The sequence below is a fragment of the Phycicoccus avicenniae genome (assembly GCF_018139485.1).
In the GTDB taxonomy this organism is placed as follows: Bacteria; Actinomycetota; Actinomycetes; order Actinomycetales; family Dermatophilaceae; genus Phycicoccus; species Phycicoccus avicenniae.
On record NZ_JAGSNF010000003.1, the window covers coordinates 240,516 to 261,806 of the forward strand.

The following is a 21,291-nucleotide window of genomic DNA, read 5'->3' on the forward strand; positions in this document are numbered from 1 at the left end:
GGCGCCGGCGGGTCAGGGTCCGGACGGACCCCGCTCGTCGGTGCCGCGACGGCGCAGGTAGCGCTCGAACTCCTTGGCGATCGCGTCCCCGCTCGCCTCCGGCAGCTCAGCGGTGTCCTGGGCCTCCTCGAGGCTCTCGACGTACTCGGCGACCTCGGTGTCCGACGCCGCGAGCTCGTCGATGCCCCGCTCCCACGCGCGCGCGTCCTCGTCGAGCTCACCGTGCTCGATGGGGCCGTCGAGCAGCTCCTCGAGCCGGCCGAGGAGGGCCGCGGTCGCCTTGGGGGAGGGCGTGTGGCCCGCGTAGTGCGGGACGGCCGCCCAGCACGAGATCGAGGGGATCCCGACCTGGGTCGCGGCGTCGGCGACGACGCCGACGATGCCCGTCGGGCCCTCGTAGGTGCTCATCTCGAGGTCGTGCCGGTGCCGGGTGTCCTCGCTGTCGGAGGTCGCCGACACCGGGATGGGGCGCGAGTGCGCGACGTCGGCCATGAGGGCGCCAAGCGTGACGACGGCCCCGACCCCGGCGGACTCGGCGACCTCCATGAGCTCGATGGCGAAGGCGCGCCACCGGAAGGACGGCTCGACCCCCTGCACGAGGACGACGTCACGACCGAGCGGGGTGTCGCGGGCGACGAGGATGCGCGTCGTGCGCCAGCTGATCCGCCGCTTGCCGCCCTCGACGACGACCCGCGGGCGGTTGACCTGGAAGTCGTAGTAGTCCTCGGGGTCCATCGCCGCGACGACGTCGGCACCCCAGACGGTCGCGAGGTGCTCCACGACGGAGCTCGCGGCCTCGCCGGCGTCGTTCCAGCCCTCGAAGGCGACGATCATCACCGGGTCGCGCAGCTCGCCGATGTCCTCGAGCTCGATCACCAGTGCCTCCTTGCGGGTCGCTGCGGGCGGGGTCCTGCCTCCACCCTACGGCTCGCTAGGCTCGCGGCCCATGAGCCTCCCCGCAGCCGTGTTCTGGGACATGGACGGCACCCTCGTCGACACCGAGCCGTACTGGATCGCCGCGGAGCACGCCATCGTCGAGGAGGCGGGCGGCCGGTGGAACGACGCGTTCGCCCACGAGCTCGTCGGGAACGACCTCATGGTCTCGGCCCGCTTCATCCGGGAGAACTCCCCGATCACGTGGGAGCCGGAGCGGATCGTCGAGGAGCTGCTGGCCCGTGTCGTGCGGCAGGTGAGCGAGCACGTGCCGTGGCGGCCGGGCGCCCGCGAGCTGCTGGCCGCCCTCGTCGAGCGCGGCGTCCCCACGGCCCTCGTGACGATGTCGTGGCGCAGTCTCGCCGACGCGGTCGTCGCCTCGCTGCCCCCGGGCTCCTTCGGCGCCGTCGTCACCGGCGACGAGGTCGAGCACGGCAAGCCGCACGCCGAGCCCTACCTCGCGGCCGCGCGGACCCTCGGGGTCGACCCCGCGGCCTGCGTCGCCATCGAGGACAGCCCGACCGGGGTGCGGTCCGCGGTGGCGGCGGGTGTGCCCACCGTCGCCGTCCCGCACGTCGTGCCGGTGCCGGACATCGCCGGCGCCGTCCACGTCACCGGTCTCGAGGGGATGACCCCCGAGGGCCTCGCCGACGCGGTCGCCTCACTCCTCGGTGGGGTCGAGCGCGCCTGAGCGGGCCGGGTCGAGGGCGATGCGGTCCGCGCCCTCGGGCAGCGGCGGCGGCGTGCCCCCGAACTCGGGACAGAGCTCCTGGAAGTCGCACCAGGCGCACAGCTTCGAGGTGCGCGGGCGCCAGTCGCCCGTCCGCGCGGCCCGCACGACGGCGTCCCAGATGGCGCGGACGTTGCGCTCGACGGCGAGCAGGTCTCGCTCGTCCGGCAGGTACCGGACGATCTCGCCGTTGCCGAGGTAGACGAGCTGGAGCATCGCGGGGACGCGGCCGTGCAGGCGCCACAGGACGAGGGCGTAGAACTTCATCTGGAAGAGGGCCTTGCCCTCGAAGAGCTCGCCGGGGGAGCGGCCGGTCTTGTAGTCGACGACCCGCATGGCGCCGTCCGGGGCGACGTCGAGCCGGTCGACGTAGCCGCGCAGCGTGAGGCCCTCGACCTCGGTCTCGACGTAGAGCTCACGGGCCTGCGGCTCGAGCCGGGTGGGGTCCTCGAGGGCGAACCACTGCTCGACGAGGCCCGCGGCGGCCAAGAACCAGCCCTCCTCGGTGAGGGCCGCGTCCTCCTCGAGCATCGTCGCGAGCTCGGGACGCTCCTCGACGAGGGCCCGCCAGCGCGGCTCGAGGAGGGCGGTGGCGGCCGCGGGCGTGCGCTGGTCGGCCGGCAGGTCGAAGAGGTGCTCGAGGACGGCGTGCACGAGGGTGCCGCGGGCCGCCGCGGGCGACGGCGGACCCTCGAGCTTGTCGATCGTCCGGAACCGGAAGAGCAGCGGGCACTGCTTGAAGTCCGCGGCCCGGCTCGGGGAGAGAGCGGGGGTCATGGCGACCACGGTAGGTGCCCGGTCCGACACGAGGGCGCCCCCACACCGGGGCGGGCGGCCGCTCAGTCGTCGGGGGTGTAGCCGAGGTTCGGGGCGAGCCACCGCTCGGCGGTCGCGAGGTCCCAGCCCTTGCGGGCCGCGTAGTCCTCGACCTGGTCCCGCCCGAGCCGCCCGACGACGAAGTACTGGCTGTCCGGGTGGCCGAGGTACCAGCCGGACACCGACGCGCCCGGCCACATCGCCATCGACTCGGTGAGCCGGACCCCGGTCCGCTCCTCGCCGCCGAGCAGGCGCATGAGCGTCTCCTTCTCCGTGTGCTCCGGGCAGGCCGGGTAGCCCGGCGCGGGCCGGATGCCCCGGTACTGCTCCTTGACGAGCGCCGCGTTGTCGAGGTCCTCGTCGGGGGAGTAGCCCCACAGGTCGGTCCGCACCATCTCGTGCAGCCGCTCGGCGAACGCCTCGGCCAGCCGGTCGGCGAGCGCCTCGAGCATGATGGCCGAGTAGTCGTCGAGGTCGTCCTTGAAGGCCTGGAGGCGCTTCTCGAGCCCGAGCCCGGCGGTGACCGAGAACGCCCCGACCCAGTCCTGCACGCCGGAGCCGACGGGCGCGACGTAGTCCGAGAGGCACTTGTTCGTCACCCCCTCGCGGAACCGCCCCTGCTGGCGCAGCCCGTGGAGCACCTCGCGGACCTCGCCCCGTGACTCGTCGACGTACACCTCGACGTCGTCGCCACGGGAGGCGGCCGGGAAGAGCCCGACGACGCCGCGGGTCGTGAGCCACTGCTCCTCGACGATCCGGTCGAGCATCGCGTTGGCGTCGTCGAACAGCGAGCGCGCCTGCTCGGCGGTCGCGGCGTTGTTGAGGACGTCGGGGTACCGCCCGCGGATCTCCCAGGCCTGGAAGAACGGCGTCCAGTCGATGTACCCGCGCAGCTCGGCGACGGGGTGCTCGTCGAGGACCCGGACGAACCCGCCGTCGAGGGACCCCTCCCGGTCGAGCATCGCGGGGCGGAGGACCTCGTGGCCCGCCCAGTCGATCGTCGGGGCGTTGTCTCGGGCCTCCTGAAGAGCCGCGATCGGCCGGTCGGACGACTTCGCGGCGTGCCGCTCGCGCAGGCCGCGGTACTCGTCGGCGACCTCGGCGACGAACCCGTCCCGGGCGGAGTCCGACAGCAGCCGGCTCACGACGGGCACGGACCGCGAGGCGTCCTTGACCCACACGACGGGGCCGGAGTACTGCTCGTCCACCTTGACGGCGGTGTGCGCCTTCGAGGTCGTCGCGCCGCCGAGCAGCAGCGGCACCTCGAAGCCCTGACGCTCCATCTCGGCCGCGACCCGGACCATCTCGTCCAGGCTCGGGGTGATGAGACCGGACAGCCCGATGACGTCGGCCTGCTCCTCGCGGGCAGTGTCGAGGATGGTCTGGAGCGGGACCATGACCCCGAGGTCGACGACGTCGTAGTTGTTGCACTGGAGGACGACGCCGACGATGTTCTTGCCGATGTCGTGGACGTCGCCCTTGACCGTCGCCGTGACGACCTTGCCCTTGCTGCGGACCTTCGCGCCCTCGGTCTTCTCGGCCTCGATGAACGGCACGAGGTGGGCGACCGCCTTCTTCATGACCCGGGCCGACTTCACGACCTGCGGCAGGAACATCTTCCCGGACCCGAAGAGGTCGCCGACGACGTTCATCCCGTCCATGAGCGGGCCCTCGATGACCTCGAGCGGGCGGCCGCCCGCCTCGTCGATCTCGACCCGCAGGGCCTCGGTGTCGTCGACGACGTGGTCGTCGATCCCCTTGACGAGGGCGTGCGTGATCCGCTCGCGCAACGGCAGCTCGCGCCACTGCTCCGTCGCGGCCTCGGCCTGCTCGCCGTCGGAGCGGAACTCCTCGGCGAGCCCGATGAGCCGCTCGGTGGCCTCGGTCGGGTCCTCGACCCGGTTCAGGACGACGTCCTCGATGGCCTCGCGCAGCCGCTCGTCGACGGTGTCGTAGGGGACGAGGGCGCCCGCGTTGACGATGCCCATGTCCATCCCCGCACGGATGGCGTGGTAGAGGAAGACGGCGTGGATGGCCTCCCGGACGGCGTTGTTCCCGCGGAAGCTGAACGAGACGTTCGAGACCCCGCCGGAGACGTGGGCGTGCGGCAGGTTCTCGCGGATCCAGCGCGCGGCCTCGATGAAGTCGGTGCCGTAGGCGGCGTGCTCCTCGATGCCGGTCGCGACGGCGAAGACGTTGGGGTCGAAGACGATGTCCTCGGGCGGCATCCCGACCTCGTCGACGAGGATCCGGTAGGCCCGCTCGCAGATCTCCTTGCGGCGCTCGAGGGTGTCGGCCTGGCCGTCCTCGTCGAAGGCCATGACGACGACCGCCGCGCCGTACTTGCGGGCCAGCCGGGCGTGCTCGAGGAAGGGCTCGACGCCCTCCTTCATCGAGATGGAGTTGATGACGCACTTGCCCTGGGTCACCTTGAGGCCGGCCTCGATGACCTCCCACTTGCTGGAGTCGACCATGAGCGGGACCTGGCAGATGTCCGGCTCGGAGGCGACGAGCCGCAGGAACCGGTCCATCGCGGCGACCCCGTCGATCATCCCCTCGTCCATGTTGACGTCGATGACCTGGGCGCCGTTCTCGACCTGCTGGCGGGCGACCGACAGGGCGGTCGGGTAGTCCTCGTCGCGGACGAGCCGGCGGAACCGCGCCGAGCCGGTGATGTTCGTCCGCTCGCCGATGTTGACGAACAGGCTGTCGGCGTCGACGACGAGCGGCTCGAGCCCGGACAGGCGCAGCGCGGGCGGCACCTCCGCCGGGGTGCGGGGCGCCCCGCCGGCGGCCTCGGTCGCGATGGCCGCGATGTGCTCCGGCGTCGTCCCGCAGCAGCCGCCGACGACGTTGACCAGGCCCGAGGTGGCGAACTCGCCGACCACGGCGGACATCGTCTCGGGGGACTCGTCGTACTCGCCGAACGCGTTCGGCAGCCCGGCGTTCGGGTGGGCCGAGACGTAGCAGTCCGCGAGCCGGGACAGCTCCGCGACGTAGGGGCGCAGCTCGTCGGCGCCGAGGGCGCAGTTGAGCCCGACGAGCAGCGGCCGCGCGTGCCGGACCGAGTACCAGAAGGCCTCGGTGACCTGCCCGGACAGGGTCCGGCCGGAGGCGTCGGTGATCGTGCCGGAGATCATGACCGGCCACCGGCGCTCGTGCTCCTCGAAGAGGGTCTCGAGGGCGAAGATCGCGGCCTTGGCGTTGAGGGTGTCGAAGACGGTCTCGACGAGGAGGACGTCGGCGCCGCCGTCGACGAGGCCGCGGGCCTGCTCGAGGTAGGCGGTGACGAGCTCGTCGAAGGTGACGTTGCGCGCCGAGGGGTCGTTGACGTCGGGGGAGATCGACGCCGTCCGGTTCGTCGGGCCGAGCGCCCCGAGGACCCAGCGCGGCCGGTCGGGCGTCCGCTCCGTCACCGCGTCGGCGGCGGCGCGCGCCAGGGCGGCGGCGGCCCGGTTCATCTCGTACGCGAGGTCCTCCATCCCGTAGTCGGCGAGGGAGATCCGCTGGGCGTTGAAGGTGTTCGTCTCGACGAGGTCGGCGCCCGCCTCGAGGTAGGCCTCGTGGATCTCGCGGATCGCGTCCGGCTGGGTCAGCGAGAGGAGGTCGTTGTTGCCCTGGAGGTCGCTCGGGTGGTCGGCGAACCGCTCGCCCCGGTAGTCCGCCTCGGAGTAGCCGCGCGCCTGGATCATCGTGCCCATCGCCCCGTCGAGGACGAGGACGCGCTCGCCCATCGCCGCGGTGAGGGCGGCGGTGGCGTCGGGACGGTGCTGGGGGGTGTCGGGCACGGGGGTGCTCGGGGTCCTCTCCGGGGCCGGTGACCAGGTCGACCTCCAAGTATGGACGCTGGCTCGCGTAGGGTCGCACCATGTCCAGCGCGCCCGAGGCACCCCGGGGCTCCCTGCGGATCGGGTCGGTCGCCGGCGTCCCCGTGCACCTCGACCGCACGTGGCTGCTCCTCGCCCTCGTCATCGGGTTCCTCGGCTACCAGTCGGGCTCCGCGCTGGGGCCCGGGATCGGCCTCGCGTACGCCGTCTGGCTCGTCGTCGGCATCTTCGTCGCCGTGCTCGGCCACGAGGCGGGCCACGCGCTCGTCGCCCGTGCGCTCGGCTTCCGGGTGCACCGCATCGTCGCGACGCTGTGGGGCGGGCACACCTCGTACGACGCGACGGGGGCCACGCCCTGGCGCACCGCGCTCGTCGCGCTCGCCGGCCCGGCGGTCAACGGCGCCCTCGCCGCGGCGGGCCTCGTCGCCTCGATCGTGCTCGACGGGACGGCGTCCTCCTTCGCCTGGGCCTTCGGCTTCCTCAACGGCCTCCTCGCGGTCTTCAACCTCCTGCCCGGCCTGCCCCTCGACGGCGGCGCCGCGGTCCAGTCCGCCGTCTGGGGCGCCACGGGCCGCCGCGACCGCGGGCTGCTCGTCGCGGGATGGATCGGCCGGGCCGTCGCCGTCCTCGTCGTGCTGTGGGTCCTCGGGCGTCCGCTGCTCGCCGGGACGCTGCCGGACCTCTTCGACCTGTTCATCGGGGTCGTCATGGGCTGGATCCTCTGGACCGGGGCGTCGGCGGCCATCGCGCGTGCCCCCCTCGAGCAGCTCGTCCACACCGTACGGGTGGCCGACGTCGCGCAGCCCGCCGTCGTCCTGCCGAGCGAGACCCCGCTCGCCACGGCCCGCACCCGGCCGGGGATCGTCGTCTGCCCCGACGAGCACGGCCGGCCGACCCTCGTGCTCACCGGGGTCGAGGGCCCTGTCGACCCGCAGGTGCCGCTCAGCGCCCTCGTCACCCGGGTCCCGGACGGCAACGTCGTCGAGGTGGGCCCGGACGACCTCCTCGTGCCGGTGCTCCAGGCGATGTCGTCGACCCAGGTGCCGATCGTCGTCCTCACCCGGGACGGGGGTCGGGTCTGGGCGGTCACCTCGGCCGGGCACGTCGACGCCGTGGCGAAGCGGTCCTCGGCGCGCACCTAGACTCCCTCGCATGACGACCCCCACCGGAGCCGACCGCCGGCGCGGTCCCTTCGCCGAGGGCGACCGCGTGCAGCTCACCGACCCCAAGGGCCGGCTGCACACCATCACGCTCACCCCCGGCAAGCAGTTCCACACCCACCGCGGGCACCTCACCCACGACGCGCTCATCGGCAGTCCCGACGGCTCGACGGTGACGAACACCGCCGGGGTCGAGTACCTCGCGCTGCGGCCGCTGCTCTCGGACTGGGTCATGTCGATGCCGCGCGGCGCCGCGGTCGTCTACCCCAAGGACGCCGGGCAGATCGTCCAGATGGCCGACATCTTCCCCGGGGCCACCGTCGTCGAGGCCGGGGTCGGGTCGGGGGCGCTGTCGATGTCGCTGCTGCGCGCCGTCGGCGAGCACGGCCGCGTGCTGTCCTTCGAGCGGCGCGAGGACTTCGCCGACATCGCCCGGGCGAACGCCCGTGACTTCTTCGGCGGCGACCACCCGGCGTGGTCGGTGAGCGTCGGCGACCTCGTCGAGGCGCTCCCCGGCGCCGTCGACGACGGCGGCGTCGACCGGGTCGTCCTCGACATGCTCGCGCCCTGGGAGTGCCTCGACGTCGTCTCGGCCGCCCTCGCGCCCGGCGGTGTGCTCATCTGCTACGTCGCGACGGCCACCCAGCTGAGCAAGGTCGCCGAGGCGATGCGCGACCACGGCACCTTCACCGAGCCGCAGGCCTGGGAGTCGCTCGTGCGGGGCTGGCACCTCGAGGGCCTCGCCGTACGGCCGCAGCACCGGATGCACGGACACACCGGCTTCCTCGTGACGACCCGACGCCTCGCTCCGGGGACGACCCCGCCGCTGCGCAAGCGCCGCCCGGGCAAGGGCTACGTGACGAGCGAGGAGGCGGGGGAGGGCGACTGGACCCCCGAGAACGTGGGCGAGCGGGTGCCGTCGGACAAGAAGGTCCGCAAGGTGCGCCGTTCGGTCACCGGGACGTCCGACCCTTCCTGACGCCCGCGGGTTATCGTCGAGCATGAGCACCGACGAGCCCACGGAGGAGCAGGGAACCCGCGAGCGGCTCGAGGCCGAGCGCCGGTCCCTCGAGTCCGAGCTGGCCGCGCTGCGCGCCGGCGGTGAGGTCAGTCCCGACCAGGTCCGCTCGCTCGAGCGGGACCTCGCCCAGCTCCGCTCCCAGACCGCCACCCTCTCCGCCCAGAACGAGCGTCTCGTGCGCACCCTGCGCGAGGCCCGCGAGCAGATCGTCACGCTGAAGTCCGAGGTCGACCGGCTGGGACAGCCCCCGGCCGCGTACGGCACGGTCGTCGAGGTCTTCGAGGACGGCACCGCGGACGTCCTGACGAGCGGCCGCAAGATGCACGTTGCCGTGAGCCCCTCCGTCGAGGAGGGCGAGCTCGCCCCCGGCCGCGAGGTCATGCTCAACGAGGCGATGAACGTCGTCGCGGCGCACGGCTTCGAGACGGTCGGCGAGGTCGTCATGTGCAAGGAGCTCCTCGAGGACGGGCGCGTCCTCGTCGTCGCCCAGGCCGACGAGGAGCGGGTCTGCCGGATGGCGTCCTCGCTCGCCGGGGTCCACGTGCGCGCCGGCGACGCCCTCCTCCTCGAGCCGCGCTCCGGCTTCGTCTTCGAGCGGATCCCCAAGGCCGAGGTCGCCGACCTCGTCCTCGAGGAGGTCCCGGACATCGACTACGCCGACATCGGCGGCCTCACCGGCCAGATCGAGGCGATCCGCGACGCCGTCGAGCTGCCGTACCTGCACGCCGACCTCTACGTCGAGCACCGGCTCAAGCCGCCGAAGGGCGTCCTGCTCTACGGCCCGCCCGGCTGCGGCAAGACGATGATCGCCAAGGCGGTCGCCGCGTCGCTGTCCCGCAAGGTCGCGGAGAAGGAGGGGCGGGACTCCGTCCGCTCCTACTTCCTCAACATCAAGGGCCCGGAGCTGCTCAACAAGTACGTCGGCGAGACCGAGCGGCACATCCGGCTCATCTTCCAGCGGGCCCGTGAGAAGTCGAGCGAGGGCTACCCCGTCGTCGTGTTCTTCGACGAGATGGAGTCGCTCTTCCGCACCCGCGGGTCCGGGGTGTCCTCGGACGTCGAGACGACGATCGTCCCGCAGCTGCTCGCCGAGATCGACGGCGTCGAGGGCCTCGAGAACGTCATCGTCATCGGCGCCTCGAACCGCGAGGACATGATCGACCCGGCGATCCTGCGGCCCGGCCGTCTCGACGTGAAGATCAAGATCGAGCGGCCCGACGCGGAGTCGGCGCGTGACATCTTCGCGAAGTACCTCACGACGGGGCTGCCCCTGCACGCCGACGACGTCGAGCAGCACGGCGGCGACGAGGGGGCCACCCTCGGGGCGATGATCGACGCCGTCGTCATGCGGATGTACTCCGAGGAGGAGGAGAACCGCTTCCTCGAGGTGACGTACGCCGGCGGCGACAAGGAGATCCTCTACTTCAAGGACTTCAACTCCGGCGCGATGATCCAGAACATCGTCGACCGGGCGAAGAAGATGGCGATCAAGGACCTCCTCGACACCGGCCAGCGCGGCCTGCGGGTCGAGCACCTCCTCGAGTCGTGCACCGACGAGTTCCGCGAGAACGAGGACCTGCCGAACACGACGAACCCGGACGACTGGGCCCGGATCTCCGGCAAGAAGGGGGAGCGGATCGTCTACATCCGCACCCTCATCAAGACCAAGGAGGGCTCGGAGCCCGGCAAGTCGATCAGCACGGTCGCGAACACCGGCCAGTACCTGTAGCCGCGCACGGGCACCCACCGCGGCCCCCGAGCGCGTGGGCGGACGGGGCCACGCGTCCGGCCACCACAGGTGGTCGTCACGGAACCCTCCCCGCGTGGAGGGAGTGCTCCACGCGGGGAGGGTCTCGGACGCGCACCGTGGTGCTCCGGTGGCTCCGTCCGACGTGACGACGAGGCGGGGAGGCCCGGCGGGCGGTGGTGCGCGGCGGGTCCGTCAGGCGGTGAGCGCCTGCCAGGTGTTCTCGCCGACGATCCCGTCGACGACGAGGCTGCGCGAGTCCTGGAAGGACCGCACGCGGCTCTCGGTGCCGGACCCGAAGATCCCGTCGACGCCCGTCGAGAGCCCCTTGGCCGTGAGGGAGGTCTGGACGGCGCGGACCGCGTCGCCGCTCGAGCCGTTCCGGACGGTGAGGACGAGCGCGGTCCACGTGTTCGTCCCGACGATCCCGTCGGCCGTGAGGCCCCTCGAGGACTGGAAGCTGCGCACCGTGCTCGCCGTGCCGGACCCGAAGACCCCGTCGATGCCGATCGAGTACCCGCGCTGCCGCAGCAGGTACTGCACGTGGCGGACCCGGAAGCCGCTGTCGCCCTGGCGGACGAGGGCCCACTGCGCCGGCGGCGCCGGGGTCCCGCCCCCGCCGCCGAGGCTCGCGGCGAGCGAGGACAGCCGGGAGTCGCCCGGCGCGACGTTGATCTCGAAGTGCATCTCGTCCTTGCGCGAGCTGTAGTCGCCGCCCCACCGCACGACCCCGTTGCACTGGCTGAGGATGGCGCGGATGGCCGACACCTGCGCCGAGGTGAACGTGCCGGACGCGCCGAGCGGGTGGTCGGGGGCGTTGCAGTCGATGGCGGTGCCGCTCGCGTGGTTGGACAGGTTCGTGCTGCCGGAGATCTCCCGGTAGTTGTGGCCCCAGCAGCCGGGGGAGTACAGCCGCTCGACCGTGGCGTCGAAGCGCGCGGCGACGTGTCGCAGGACGGTGTACACGTCACCGGAGCGCACGCCGGCGGGGAACGTCGCGGCGCCGACCGCCAGCGAGGACAGCGGGATCTCGTTGGAGTACCCGGCGGGCCAGCCGTTCTGTGAGGTCGCGGCGAACGCGCTCGGGGCGGCGGCCGTCGCGGCGCCACCGGCGACGAGGAGGCCACCGGCCCCGCGCAGGACGGCACGACGGCCGAGGGGGCGCCGGACGGGGGTCGTGGTCGGGTGCTGGTCACACATCGCTGCATGCTCCTGGGGTGGTGGGGGCAGTCGTCCCGGACGCTACGAAAGCGGCCGGGACGCTGCCACCGGGGAGCGGCCGGGACGACGTCGGGCGGCGCGCGCAGGGTCCGTTCGACGCACGTCCGTGCAGGTCAGGAGGGGTGGTAAAAAGTTGTCAAACACTCGGTCGGGTCCGGGCATCCCTGCCGGGAACGGTCACCCCAGGAGCCGGGCGAGCAGCCGCCAGCCGAGGAGGAGGACGGCCAGCACCGTCGTCGCGACGACGACGAACGACACCGCCACGCCCTGACCGGTCAGCGCTCGAAGCACCATGCCGACGACGACCGCGGACACGACGACGACCGCCCCGAACGCCAGGGACCGCGGCCCCGCGTCGAGCGTGACGGCCGCGACGAGCCAGCCCGCCGCGGCTCCGACGACGAAAGGCAGCGCGGTGCGCAGCATCCCGACGACGTCGAGCCCCTCGGCGTGCGACCGGCGGCCGACCGCCGCGAAGGCCAGGACGACGGCCACGTCCAGGAGGGCCGGCAGGAGGCGGCTCATCCGTCGACCGGCTCGAAGAGGGTGCGCTGGCGGGGCGGGGCGTGCGTGGGGTCGACGCCGTCGAACAGGCTCGACACGGACTCGCCGTCGTGGATGCGCTGGATGGCCTCGGCGAACAGCCCGGCGACCGAGCGGACCCGCAGCTCGGGCCAGCCGTCGGGTGCCGGGACGGTGTCGGTCGTCACGACCTCGGAGACCATCGGGTGCGCCCGGAGCCGGTCGACCGCCCTGCCGGCGAACAGCCCGTGCGTGCACGCGACCGCCGCCTCCTCGACGCCGTGGTCGGCCAGGCGCTCGAGCAGCTCGACGATGCTGCCGCCGGTCGCGATCTCGTCGTCGAGGACGATGGCCCGCCGCCCGGAGACGTCCCCGACGATGGAGTCGACGACGACCCGGTCGTCGGCGAGCCGCCGCTTGCTGCCGGCCGCGACCGGCAGCCCGAGCAGCCGGGCGAACTGCGTCGCGTCCTTGGCGTTGCCGAGGTCCGGGGAGACGACGACGGCGTCGGCGAGGTCCTGCGCCCGGAAGTGCGCCGCGAGCTCGCCGAGCGAGGTGAGGTGGTCGACCGGGACCGAGAAGAAGCCGTGGACCTGCGGGGCGTGCAGGTTCATCGTGATGACCCGGTCGACGCCCGCGGTGGCGATGAGGTCGGCGACGAGCCGCCCGCCCAGCGAGATGCGCGAGGCGTCCTTCTTGTCCGACCGGGCGTAGGCGAAGTGCGGGACGACCGCCGTGACCATCGCCGCCGAGGCGCCGCGGGCCGCGTCGACCATGAGCAGCAGCTCCATGAGGGAGTCCTGCGTCGGCGGGACGAGCGGCTGGACGATGTAGACGTCGCGCTGGCGGCAGTTGGCGAGCAGCTGGGCCTGGAGGCAGTCGTTGCTGAACCGGCTCGTCACCGACTCCGAGAGCGGCACCCCGAGGGAGTCGCAGATGCGGTGCGCCAGCCCGGGGTGGGCCGACCCGGAGAAGACGACGATCTCCCGCATGCCGTCACCCTAGCGGCCGGTGCAGGGCCCGCGAGACCTCGGTGACGAGCTCCGCGCGCTGCTGGCGGCCCACGGGGGTGGCCCCCGGGAACGAGGCGAACCCGTGTGGCACGCGGAGGTAGTTCGTGAGCCGCACCGGCACGCCGGCGGCCTCGAGCGCAGCGGCGTAGCGGATCCCGTCGTCCCGGATCGGGTCGAGGTCGGCGGTCTGCACCAACGTCGGCGGCAGCCCGGCGAGATCGCCGAACAGCGGGGACACGACGGGCTCGCGGGGCCCGACGTCCCCCGAGAGGTAGTGCCCGACGAACGCGTCGACGGCCCGCTTGTCGAGGATCGGCGCGTGCGCGTGCTCGAGGATCGACGCGGACGAGCGGGTGAGGTCGGTCGCCGGGTAGAGCAGCGCCTGGTGGCGCAGGTTCGTCATCCCCGCGTCCCGCATCACCTGCGCCACGACGGCGGCCAGGTTGCCGCCGGCGGAGTCCCCGGCGACGGCCATCCGCGAGGTGTCGGCTCGCAGCACGTCGCCGTGGGCGGCGACCCACGTCGTCGCGTCGACGGCGTCGTGCGCGGCGACGGGTGCCGGGTGCTCCGGGGCCATCCGGTAGTCGACGGACACGACGACCGCCCCGACCCCGCCGGCGAGCAGGGTGCACAGGGAGTCGTAGTCCACGACGTTGCCGAGGACCCAGCCGCCGCCGTGGAACCACACGACGACGGGCACGTCGTCCCGGGCGTCCGGCAGCGCGCGCGGCCGGTAGATCCGCAGCGGGATCTCGTGGTCGTCGCGTGCCGGTGCCGTGCCGTAGGCGACGCCGACGCGGTCGTCGATGCGGCCGAGCACGCGCTGCGCCACCGGGTGCCGGCTGCGGTGCCGCCCGCGGGCCTCCTGGATCCCGTCGAGGTCGAGCGAGGCGATGCCCGGACGGCCGAGGTCGGCGACGGCCGAGACGAGCGTCGTGAGGGGGGACATCCCGCGGTAGCTGCGCATCCGGTCAGTATCGTCGGCCCCATGACGGTGCGCCGGGTGATGGGGATCGAGACCGAGTACGGGATCGTCGTGCCGGGGGACCCGAGCGCCAACCCCATGGTGGCCTCGGGTGACGTCGTCACCGCCTACGCCCGCTCTCGCGGCATCCGCCCGGCGCGGGCCAGCTGGGACTACGCCGACGAGGCCCCGCTCCGCGACGCGCGGGGCTTCGACATGGGGCGGGGCGAGGCGCACCCGAGCCAGCTGACCGACGACGTCGAGGACCCGACGCTCGCCAACGTCGTCCTCACGAACGGGGCCCGGCTCTACGTCGACCACGCCCACCCCGAGTACAGCTCGCCCGAGGTGACGACCCCGCGGGACGTCGTGACGTGGGACCGCGCCGGCGAGCTCGTGATGCGCGAGGCGGTGGCCCGGCTGGCGACGGTCCCGCCCGGGGTCAACCTGTACAAGAACAACACCGACGGCAAGGGCGCCTCGTACGGGACGCACGAGAACTACCTCATGTCCCGCTCGACGCCCTTCGCCTCGGTCGTGCGCCACCTCGTCCCGTTCTTCGTCGCCCGGCAGGTCATGTGCGGCAGCGGCCGGGTCGGCATCGGGACCGACTCGCGCACCCCGGGCTACCAGGTGGCGCAGCGCAGCGACTTCTTCGAGGTCGAGGTCGGCCTCGAGACGACGCTCAAGCGGCCGATCGTCAACACCCGGGACGAGCCGCACGCCGTCGCCGACCGCTACCGGCGGCTCCACGTCATCATCGGCGACGCGAACCACGCCGACGTCGCGAACCTGCTCAAAGTCGGGACGACCTCGCTCGTCCTCGCGATGGTCGAGGCGGACGTGCTCGCCGACGACCTCGCCGTGCGGCGCCCGGTCCCGACCCTCCACGCCGTCTCGCACGACCCGTCGCTGCGGACGAGGCTCGAGCTGGTCGACGGGCGCCGGATGACCGCCGTCGAGCTGCTGTGGGAGTACCACGACCGAACGGCGAGGTTCGTCGACGAGCGCTCCGGCGGTGCCCCGGACGCCGACACCGCCGAGGTGCTGCACTGGTGGTCCACCGTCCTGGACCGCCTCGGCCGGGACCCGATGGAGGCCCGCCGCGAGGTCGACTGGGTCGCCAAGCTCGCCGTCCTCGAGGGCTACCGCGAGCGGGACGGCCTCGGCTGGGGCGACCCGCGGCTCAAGGCCGTCGACCTCCAGTGGTCGGACGTCCGGCCGGACCGCGGCATCGCGCACCGGCTCGCCGCGAGCGGCCGCCTGGAGGTGCTCGTCGACGACGCCGCCGTCGCCCGGGCCGTCACCGAGCCGCCGACCGACACCCGGGCCTGGTTCCGCGGCACGTGCCTCACCCGGTTCCCCGAGAACGTCGTCGCGGCGTCGTGGGACTCGGTGATCTTCGAGGTCCCGGGCCGCCGGATGCTCCAGCGGGTGCCGATGCTCGAGCCGCAGCGCGGGACCGAGGCGGGGATCGGTGAGGTCGTGCGCGGCGCACCCGACGTCGAGACACTCCTCACCGCGCTCGGGTCCGCCGACTAGGCTCGGCGGTACGTCCCGACGACAGGAGGGTGACCATGGCCGGTCAGGAGCAGGTCCGACCGCAGCGACGCGACGACGGCCCGGACGAGGGCGACGCCCCCGAGGCCGCCACCGCCCCCGCCGCGCAGACGAGCGAGATCGACGACATCCTCGACGAGATCGACGGCGTCCTGGAGTCCAACGCCGAGGAGTTCGTGCGCGGCTTCGTCCAGAAGGGCGGCCAGTGACCCGCGGAGCCGACGCCGGTCGCCTGCCCTCCGCGTTCCTCGCCCCGGGATCGTCCTCGTTCTCCGACTTCCTCGGCGCGCACGCCCCCGACCTGCTGCCCGGACGGCGCCCCGTGCCGTCCGGACCGGTGACCGAGGCCCCGCACGGGACGACCATCGTCACCGTGACCTTCGACGGCGGCGTCGTCATGGCCGGTGACCGGCGGGCGACGATGGGCAACGTCATCGCGAACCGGGACATGGAGAAGGTCTTCGCCACCGACGAGTTCAGCCTCGTCGGGATCGCCGGCACCGCCGGCCTGGCCATCGAGCTCGTCCGCCTCTTCCAGGTCGAGCTCGAGCACTACGAGAAGATCGAGGGCACGCTCATGTCCCTCGAGGGCAAGGCCAACCGGCTCGCGACGATGATCCGGGGCAACCTCGGGATGGCGATGCAGGGCCTGGCCGTCGTGCCGATGTTCGCCGGGTACGACCTCGGCGGCGCCACCGGCCGGATCTTCTCCTACGACGTGACCGGCGGCTGCTACGAGGAGCACGACCACCACAGCGTGGGCTCCGGCTCGCTCTTCGCGCGGGGCGCGCTCAAGAAGCTCTTCCGGCGCGGGATGACCGCCGACGAGGCCGTCCGGGTCGCCGTCGAGGCGCTCTACGACGCCGCGGACGACGACTCGGCGACCGGGGGACCGGACGTCGGGCGCCGGATCTGGCCGACCGTCGGCGTCGTCGACGCCGAGGGCACCCGCTTCGTCCCGAGCGACGACGTCGCGCCGGTCGTCGACGCGATCATCGGCGACCGCGCCGCGGCGGAAGGAGGCGCCCGATGAGCGCCGGCATGCCGTTCTACGTCTCGCCCGAGCAGCTCATGAAGGACCGGGCGGACTTCGCCCGCAAGGGCATCGCCCGGGGCCGGGCGGTCCTCGTCGTCCAGTACGACGCCGGGATCGCGTTCGTCGCCGAGAACCCGAGCCGGGCGTTGCACAAGGTGTCCGAGATCTACGACCGGATCGCCTTCGCGGCCGTCGGGAAGTACCCCGAGTTCGAGAACCTCCGGGTGGCGGGGGTCCGCTACGCCGACCTGCGCGGCTACTCCTACGACCGCTCCGACGTCACCGCGCGTGGCCTCGCGAACGCCTACGCCCAGACGCTCGGCACCGTCTTCACCCAGGAGTCCAAGCCGTACGAGGTCGAGATCGTCGTCGCCGAGGTCGGGGACACCGCCGACGGCGACCAGGTCTACCGGCTCACCTACGACGGGTCCGTCGCCGACGAGCACGGCTTCGTCGCGATGGGCGGTGGCGCCGAGCAGATCGAGGCCGGGCTGCGTGAGGGCTGGCGCCCCGGGATGCATCTCGCGGCGGTGCTCGGCCTCGCCGTGCCGCTGCTCGGGGCCGACCCGGCCGGCGGGGAGGCGCGGACGCTGTCCCCGGACCAGCTCGAGGTCGCCGTCCTCGACCGGCACCGCCCGCGGCGCCGGTTCCGCCGCGTCCAGGGCGAGCTGCTCGAGCGGCTGCTCAGCAGCGACGACCCGACCGAGGACGCCCCGGCCGGTGACGACGACTCCGCCCGCAGCGAGTCGACGAACCCGCAGACCCAGCGCGACGAGGACGGACGGCCCGGGTGAGCACCCGCGGCACCCGGCGGATCTTCGGGATCGAGAACGAGTACGGCATCACGTGCTCGACCGACGGCCAGCGCACGCTCACCCCGGACGAGGTCGCCCGCTACCTCTTCCGCAAGGTCGTCGCGTGGGGGCGCTCGAGCAACGTCTTCCTCACGAACGGCTCGCGGCTCTACCTGGACGTCGGGTCGCACCCGGAGTACGCGACGGCGGAGTGCGACTCGATCCGCCAGGTCGTCACCCACGACCGGGCGGGGGAGCGGATCATCGAGGGCCTCGTCGTCGACGCCCAGCAGCGGCTGCGCGAGGACGGCGTCGCGGGCGACATCTACGTCTTCAAGAACAACACCGACTCGGCCGGCAACTCCTACGGCTGCCACGAGAACTACCTCGTGACCCGGGGCGGGGAGTTCCAGGCGCTGTCCGAGACTCTCCTGCCGTTCCTCATCAGCCGGCAGCTGACGTGCGGGGCGGGCAAGCTCGTCACGACGTCCAAGGGCGCCTCGTACGCGCTGAGCCAGCGGGCCGACCACATCTGGGAGGGCGTGTCGTCGGCGACGACCCGCAGCCGCCCGATCATCAACACCCGGGACGAGCCGCACGCCGACGCGGAGCACTACCGGCGCCTGCACGTCATCGTCGGCGACAGCAACATGGCCGAGCCCACGACGATGCTCAAGGTCGGGTCGGCGGACCTCGTGCTGCGGATGATCGAGGCCGGCGTCGTCATGCGCGACCTCACCCTCGAGAACCCGATCCGGGCCATCCGCGAGATCGCGCACGACCTCACCGGCCGGCGGACCGTGCGCCTGGCGAACGGCCGTGAGCTGTCGGCCCTGGACCTGCAGCGCGAGTACCACGCCAAGGCCGCCGAGTTCGTCGCCCGTGAGGGCGCCCAGGACGCGAGCCACGAGCGGGTGCTCGACCTGTGGGACCGCACCCTGACGGCCGTCGAGACCGACGACCTCTCGCTCGTCGGGCGCGAGATCGACTGGGTCGTGAAGTACCGGCTGCTCGAGGAGTACGCCTCCCGGCACGGCCTCGACCTCGACAGCCCGCGGCTGGCGCAGATCGACCTCGCCTACCACGACATCGACCGCAGCCGGGGGCTGTTCTACCTGCTCCAGCGGCGCGGCCGGGTCGAGCGGGTCGTGTCCGACCCCGAGGTGTTCGAGGCCAAGGTGCGCCCACCGCAGACCACCCGGGCGAAGCTGCGCGGGGACTTCATCCGCGCCGCCCAGGAGAAGCGCCGCGACTTCACCGTCGACTGGGTCCACCTCAAGCTCAACGACCAGGCGCAGCGGACCGTCCTGTGCAAGGACCCCTTCCTCGCCGAGGACGCCCGCGTCGCCCGCCTCGTCGAGGGGATGCGCACGCCCTGAGCCGGTCCGCTCCCAGGCGACGATGAGGGAGTTCCCATCCGGAGTGGTTATCGTCGAGGAGTTCCCGCCGTGCCGGTGCCCCGGGCCCGCGCACGTCCCCGACCGAAGGTGACCACCTCGTGCCCTCCCGCTTGACCACCACCCTGACCGCCGCGGCCGCCGCGGGCGCCCTCGTCCTCGCCGGCTGCGCGGAGGAGACCGCGAGCGAGCCCGCCTCGTCCCTCACCGGGGTCGAGGTCACCGGCGACGCCGGTGCGGAACCGACCGTCGAGGTCGACGCGCCGCTCGAGCTGAGCCGCACCGAGTCCTCGGTCGTCTCCGAGGGCGACGGCGACGAGATCGCCGAGAGCGACCTCGTGACCGTCCAGGCCGTCATCGTCAACGGCACGACGGGTGAGACCCTCACGAGCACCTGGGAGAACGACCCGGTGGGCCTCGACCTGTCCGCGCAGGACCTCTTCCCGGCGTTCAAGACCCAGATCCCCGGCAAGACCGTCGGCTCCCGTCTCGTCATCGGCTCGACCCCGGCGGACGCCTACGGCGAGACCGGCAACGAGCAGCTCGGCGTCGGCGCCGAGGACCCGGTCCTCTTCGTCGTCGACCTCGTCGCCGCGCCGGACGTCCTCGAGAGCGCACAGGGCGAGGAGGTCCAGCCCGAGGAGGACCTGCCCGAGGTGCAGTGGCAGGAGGACGCCCCGGCGGAGATCACGATCCCGGACGGCGTCGACGCCCCCGAGGAGACGGTGACCCAGCAGCTCGTCCGCGGCGAGGGCCCCGAGGTGGAGGAGGGCCAGACCATCAAGGTCACGTACACCGGCGTCCTCTACAAGAACGGCGAGGTCTTCGACTCCAGCTTCAACAACCCGGCGGCCTCCTCGGTCGACTTCCCGATCGGGGTCGGCCAGGTCATCAAGGGCTGGGACGACGGCCTCGTCGGCCAGCCGGTCGGCAGCCGGGTGCTCCTCGTCGTCCCGCCGGCCGACGGCTACGGCGAGCAGGGCCGTGGTGAGCAGATCACCGGGTCGGACACCCTCGTGTTCGTCGTCGACATCCTCGCGGCCTACTGAGCCGCGTCCCCACCCGCACCGACGTCAGGAGAGCACCGTGAGCGAGCCCACGAAGCCCGAGATCGACTTCCCCGGCACCGAGGCACCGGACGACCTCGTCATCGAGGACATCACCGTCGGCGACGGCGCCGAGGCCACGTCCGGCAGCACCGTGTCCGCGCACTACGTCGGCGTCGCGCACTCGACCGGCGAGGAGTTCGACGCCTCGTGGAACCGGGGCGCGCCGCTGGACTTCCAGCTGGGCGTGGGCATGGTCATCGCCGGCTGGGACGAGGGCATCGCCGGCATGCGGGTCGGAGGCCGGCGGAAGCTGACCATCCCGGCGCACAAGGCCTACGGCGACCGCGGCGCGGGCGCCGTCATCGCCCCCGGGGAGACGCTCGTCTTCGTCGTCGACCTCATGGGCGTGCGCTGACCGACGCCGCGTGGGACCCGGCGGCCGCCGCGAACAGGAACGGCGCCGGGTCCTCCGCGAGGCCGCGGCCCATCGTCGAGAGCCCGACCGGGGACGCCTCGAGCGCCTCGCGGAGGCCCTCCGGGTCGACCTCGACGACCGTGAGGGTCGCGCGCGCCCCCGCGACGAGGTCCTCGACCTGCCGCCGCACTCGCGCGTCCAACGCGGGGTCCGGCAGCGTCGTCACCGGGAGGTCGGCCGGGGTGAGCAGCGCCCGGCCGTAGGCCGTCGTGCTGTGGTGGCTCACCCCGTGGTGCCGCTCGCGCCGGTCGGCGCCCGACACCCGCAGGCTCGCCACGGACCGTCCGCCGAGCACGTCCGCGGCGTGCAGCGCCTCCGCGGCCGCGACGCCGGAGTACCCCCACCGTGTGCCGGTGCCGACGTTGCCCGGTCCCTGAGCCACGACGACGACGTCGGCGCCGACGACGTGCCGGGCCGCGAGCAGCCCCGTGTGGACCGTCACGGCCTCGTGGTCACCGCCGAAGGCCTGGCCCACCGTGACGCACGCGGCCAGCGCGCCGGACTCCCGCAGGCCCGCGACGGCCCGGGAGAAGGCGGCGGGCAGCGCCCCGCCGTCCGTCATGACGTAGGCGACCCGGGCGTCGGGACGCGCCGAGCGGACACCCGCGACGACCGCCGGCAGGGCGCTGTGCAGGTCGGCGACGACGACGGGGGTGCCGTCCAGGTCGTCGGCGTCCCGCAGCAGGTCGTGGTGCGGGCTGTCCTGCTCGTCGACGGCGAGCAGCATCTGCTGCAGCGGCGTGTAGCGGGCCTTGACGATGTGGCCGGGCCCCACCTCGGGGTCCTCCGGCAGGACGTCGGTGCGGGCGACGACGAACGCCAGGCCCCCGGTGCCGAGACCGCGCAGGAGGGCCGAGGCGTTGAGGAGCACCCGTTCCCCGGCCGCCGGGACCCCCGTCACGGCGGTGTACGCGAGGGCGCGGACCGGCTCGGGGGAGCCCTCCACGCTCACCTCCAGCTCCACCGCGCCGGACCACCGGCGACGCTCCTGCACGACCCGTCCGGCACGCCACTGCATCACGCCGG

19 protein-coding genes are annotated in these 21,291 nt (G+C 73.2%); 11 read left to right on the plus strand and 8 right to left on the minus strand.

Annotation, left to right across the window (positions count from 1 at the left end; translation table 11 throughout):
- Window positions 1–12: 12 nt before the first annotated feature.
- Complete coding sequence (locus KC207_RS03110; protein ID WP_211601433.1) at window positions 13–876, minus strand: PAC2 family protein; 864 nt, start codon at window positions 874–876, stop codon at window positions 13–15.
- 70 nt (window positions 877–946) lie between these two features.
- On the opposite strand from KC207_RS03110, the gene KC207_RS03115 reads away from it, so the two are divergent.
- The gene (locus tag KC207_RS03115; protein WP_211601434.1) at window positions 947–1,624 is read left to right on the plus strand and encodes an HAD family hydrolase; all 678 of its coding nucleotides are present in this window, start codon (window positions 947–949) and stop codon (window positions 1,622–1,624) included.
- On the opposite strand, the gene KC207_RS03120 is transcribed toward KC207_RS03115, so the two are convergent.
- Both KC207_RS03120 and metH read right to left on the minus strand, forming a co-directional pair.
- Window positions 1,595–2,440 (minus strand): RecB family exonuclease, encoded by an 846-nt coding sequence (locus tag KC207_RS03120; RefSeq protein WP_211601435.1) that lies wholly within the window; start codon window positions 2,438–2,440, stop codon window positions 1,595–1,597. The two genes, KC207_RS03115 and KC207_RS03120, sit on opposite strands and share 30 nt — an antisense overlap.
- A gap of 62 nt (window positions 2,441–2,502) precedes the next feature.
- Window positions 2,503–6,213, minus strand: a complete 3,711-nt coding sequence (gene metH / locus KC207_RS03125) for a methionine synthase (RefSeq protein ID WP_211601607.1) — start codon at window positions 6,211–6,213, stop codon at window positions 2,503–2,505.
- Between the two features lie 134 nt (window positions 6,214–6,347).
- Here metH and KC207_RS03130 point away from each other — a divergent pair, with 134 nt between their 5' ends.
- From KC207_RS03130 to arc, 3 genes are read left to right on the plus strand one after another with little or no spacing between them, the layout of a single operon-like run.
- Entirely contained in the window at window positions 6,348–7,448 is a 1,101-nt protein-coding gene (locus tag KC207_RS03130) for a site-2 protease family protein (protein WP_211601436.1), read from the plus strand.
- Between the two features lie 10 nt (window positions 7,449–7,458).
- Window positions 7,459–8,445, plus strand: a complete 987-nt coding sequence (locus KC207_RS03135; protein WP_211601437.1) for a tRNA (adenine-N1)-methyltransferase — start codon at window positions 7,459–7,461, stop codon at window positions 8,443–8,445.
- A 22-nt stretch (window positions 8,446–8,467) separates the two neighbouring features.
- A complete protein-coding gene (gene arc, locus KC207_RS03140) occupies window positions 8,468–10,216 on the plus strand; it encodes a proteasome ATPase (protein WP_211601438.1) in 1,749 nt (582 codons plus the stop codon).
- A 213-nt stretch (window positions 10,217–10,429) separates the two neighbouring features.
- Here the strand turns inward: arc and KC207_RS03145 are convergent, their stop codons facing one another.
- From KC207_RS03145 to KC207_RS03160, 4 genes are all read right to left on the minus strand, one after another.
- The gene (locus KC207_RS03145) at window positions 10,430–11,434 is read right to left on the minus strand and encodes a peptidoglycan-binding protein (RefSeq protein WP_211601439.1); all 1,005 of its coding nucleotides are present in this window, start codon (window positions 11,432–11,434) and stop codon (window positions 10,430–10,432) included.
- Window positions 11,435–11,632: 198 nt separating this feature from the next.
- The gene (locus KC207_RS03150) at window positions 11,633–11,980 is read right to left on the minus strand and encodes a DUF3054 domain-containing protein (protein WP_211601440.1); all 348 of its coding nucleotides are present in this window, start codon (window positions 11,978–11,980) and stop codon (window positions 11,633–11,635) included.
- Entirely contained in the window at window positions 11,977–12,969 is a 993-nt protein-coding gene (locus KC207_RS03155) for a ribose-phosphate diphosphokinase (protein ID WP_211601441.1), read from the minus strand. Before KC207_RS03155 ends, KC207_RS03150 begins: the two co-directional genes overlap by 4 nt.
- 4 nt (window positions 12,970–12,973) lie before the next feature.
- The gene (locus tag KC207_RS03160; protein WP_211601442.1) at window positions 12,974–13,957 is read right to left on the minus strand and encodes an alpha/beta hydrolase; all 984 of its coding nucleotides are present in this window, start codon (window positions 13,955–13,957) and stop codon (window positions 12,974–12,976) included.
- A gap of 21 nt (window positions 13,958–13,978) precedes the next feature.
- Between KC207_RS03160 and dop the strand changes: the two genes are divergently transcribed.
- From dop to KC207_RS03195, 7 genes are all read left to right on the plus strand, one after another.
- Window positions 13,979–15,496: a depupylase/deamidase Dop gene (dop, locus tag KC207_RS03165; protein ID WP_211601443.1), complete on the plus strand. Its 1,518-nt coding sequence runs from the start codon at window positions 13,979–13,981 to the stop codon at window positions 15,494–15,496.
- A gap of 35 nt (window positions 15,497–15,531) precedes the next feature.
- The gene (locus tag KC207_RS03170; protein ID WP_211601444.1) at window positions 15,532–15,723 is read left to right on the plus strand and encodes a ubiquitin-like protein Pup; all 192 of its coding nucleotides are present in this window, start codon (window positions 15,532–15,534) and stop codon (window positions 15,721–15,723) included.
- Window positions 15,720–16,547: a proteasome subunit beta gene (prcB, locus tag KC207_RS03175; RefSeq protein WP_211601445.1), complete on the plus strand. Its 828-nt coding sequence runs from the start codon at window positions 15,720–15,722 to the stop codon at window positions 16,545–16,547. Before KC207_RS03170 ends, prcB begins: the two co-directional genes overlap by 4 nt.
- Window positions 16,544–17,344, plus strand: coding sequence for a proteasome subunit alpha (prcA, locus tag KC207_RS03180; protein WP_249138518.1), 801 nt, complete (start codon window positions 16,544–16,546; stop codon window positions 17,342–17,344). Before prcB ends, prcA begins: the two co-directional genes overlap by 4 nt.
- Entirely contained in the window at window positions 17,341–18,723 is a 1,383-nt protein-coding gene (gene pafA / locus KC207_RS03185) for a Pup--protein ligase (protein WP_211601446.1), read from the plus strand. Before prcA ends, pafA begins: the two co-directional genes overlap by 4 nt.
- Window positions 18,724–18,842: 119 nt before the next feature.
- Window positions 18,843–19,790 carry an FKBP-type peptidyl-prolyl cis-trans isomerase gene (locus tag KC207_RS03190; protein WP_211601447.1) on the plus strand — a complete coding sequence of 316 codons (948 nt, stop codon included), beginning with the start codon at window positions 18,843–18,845 and terminating at the stop codon, window positions 19,788–19,790.
- Window positions 19,791–19,827: 37 nt separating this feature from the next.
- Window positions 19,828–20,205 carry an FKBP-type peptidyl-prolyl cis-trans isomerase gene (locus KC207_RS03195; protein ID WP_211601448.1) on the plus strand — a complete coding sequence of 126 codons (378 nt, stop codon included), beginning with the start codon at window positions 19,828–19,830 and terminating at the stop codon, window positions 20,203–20,205.
- Here the strand turns inward: KC207_RS03195 and KC207_RS03200 are convergent.
- On the minus strand, window positions 20,189–21,286 hold the full coding sequence (locus KC207_RS03200) for a DUF3866 family protein (protein ID WP_249138519.1): 1,098 nt from the start codon (window positions 21,284–21,286) through the stop codon (window positions 20,189–20,191). The genes KC207_RS03195 and KC207_RS03200 overlap by 17 nt on opposite strands.
- Window positions 21,287–21,291: the final 5 nt, after the last annotated feature.

Bases quoted from the DNA above. Each gene is read 5' to 3' on its own strand.
- KC207_RS03135 (WP_211601437.1), top strand. From the start codon at position 7,459: ATGACGACCCCCACCGGAGCCGACCGCCGGCGCGGTCCCTTCGCCGAG.
- prcA (WP_249138518.1), top strand. From the start codon at position 16,544: ATGAGCGCCGGCATGCCGTTCTACGTCTCGCCCGAGCAGCTCATGAAG.
- KC207_RS03170 (WP_211601444.1), top strand. From the start codon at position 15,532: ATGGCCGGTCAGGAGCAGGTCCGACCGCAGCGACGCGACGACGGCCCG.
- KC207_RS03120 (WP_211601435.1), bottom strand. From the start codon at position 2,440: ATGACCCCCGCTCTCTCCCCGAGCCGGGCCGCGGACTTCAAGCAGTGC.
- KC207_RS03130 (WP_211601436.1), top strand. From the start codon at position 6,348: ATGTCCAGCGCGCCCGAGGCACCCCGGGGCTCCCTGCGGATCGGGTCG.
- metH (WP_211601607.1), bottom strand. From the start codon at position 6,213: ATGGGCGAGCGCGTCCTCGTCCTCGACGGGGCGATGGGCACGATGATC.
- KC207_RS03145 (WP_211601439.1), bottom strand. From the start codon at position 11,434: ATGTGTGACCAGCACCCGACCACGACCCCCGTCCGGCGCCCCCTCGGC.
- KC207_RS03155 (WP_211601441.1), bottom strand. From the start codon at position 12,969: ATGCGGGAGATCGTCGTCTTCTCCGGGTCGGCCCACCCCGGGCTGGCG.
- KC207_RS03150 (WP_211601440.1), bottom strand. From the start codon at position 11,980: ATGAGCCGCCTCCTGCCGGCCCTCCTGGACGTGGCCGTCGTCCTGGCC.
- arc (WP_211601438.1), top strand. From the start codon at position 8,468: ATGAGCACCGACGAGCCCACGGAGGAGCAGGGAACCCGCGAGCGGCTC.
- KC207_RS03115 (WP_211601434.1), top strand. From the start codon at position 947: ATGAGCCTCCCCGCAGCCGTGTTCTGGGACATGGACGGCACCCTCGTC.
- dop (WP_211601443.1), top strand. From the start codon at position 13,979: ATGACGGTGCGCCGGGTGATGGGGATCGAGACCGAGTACGGGATCGTC.
- KC207_RS03160 (WP_211601442.1), bottom strand. From the start codon at position 13,957: ATGCGCAGCTACCGCGGGATGTCCCCCCTCACGACGCTCGTCTCGGCC.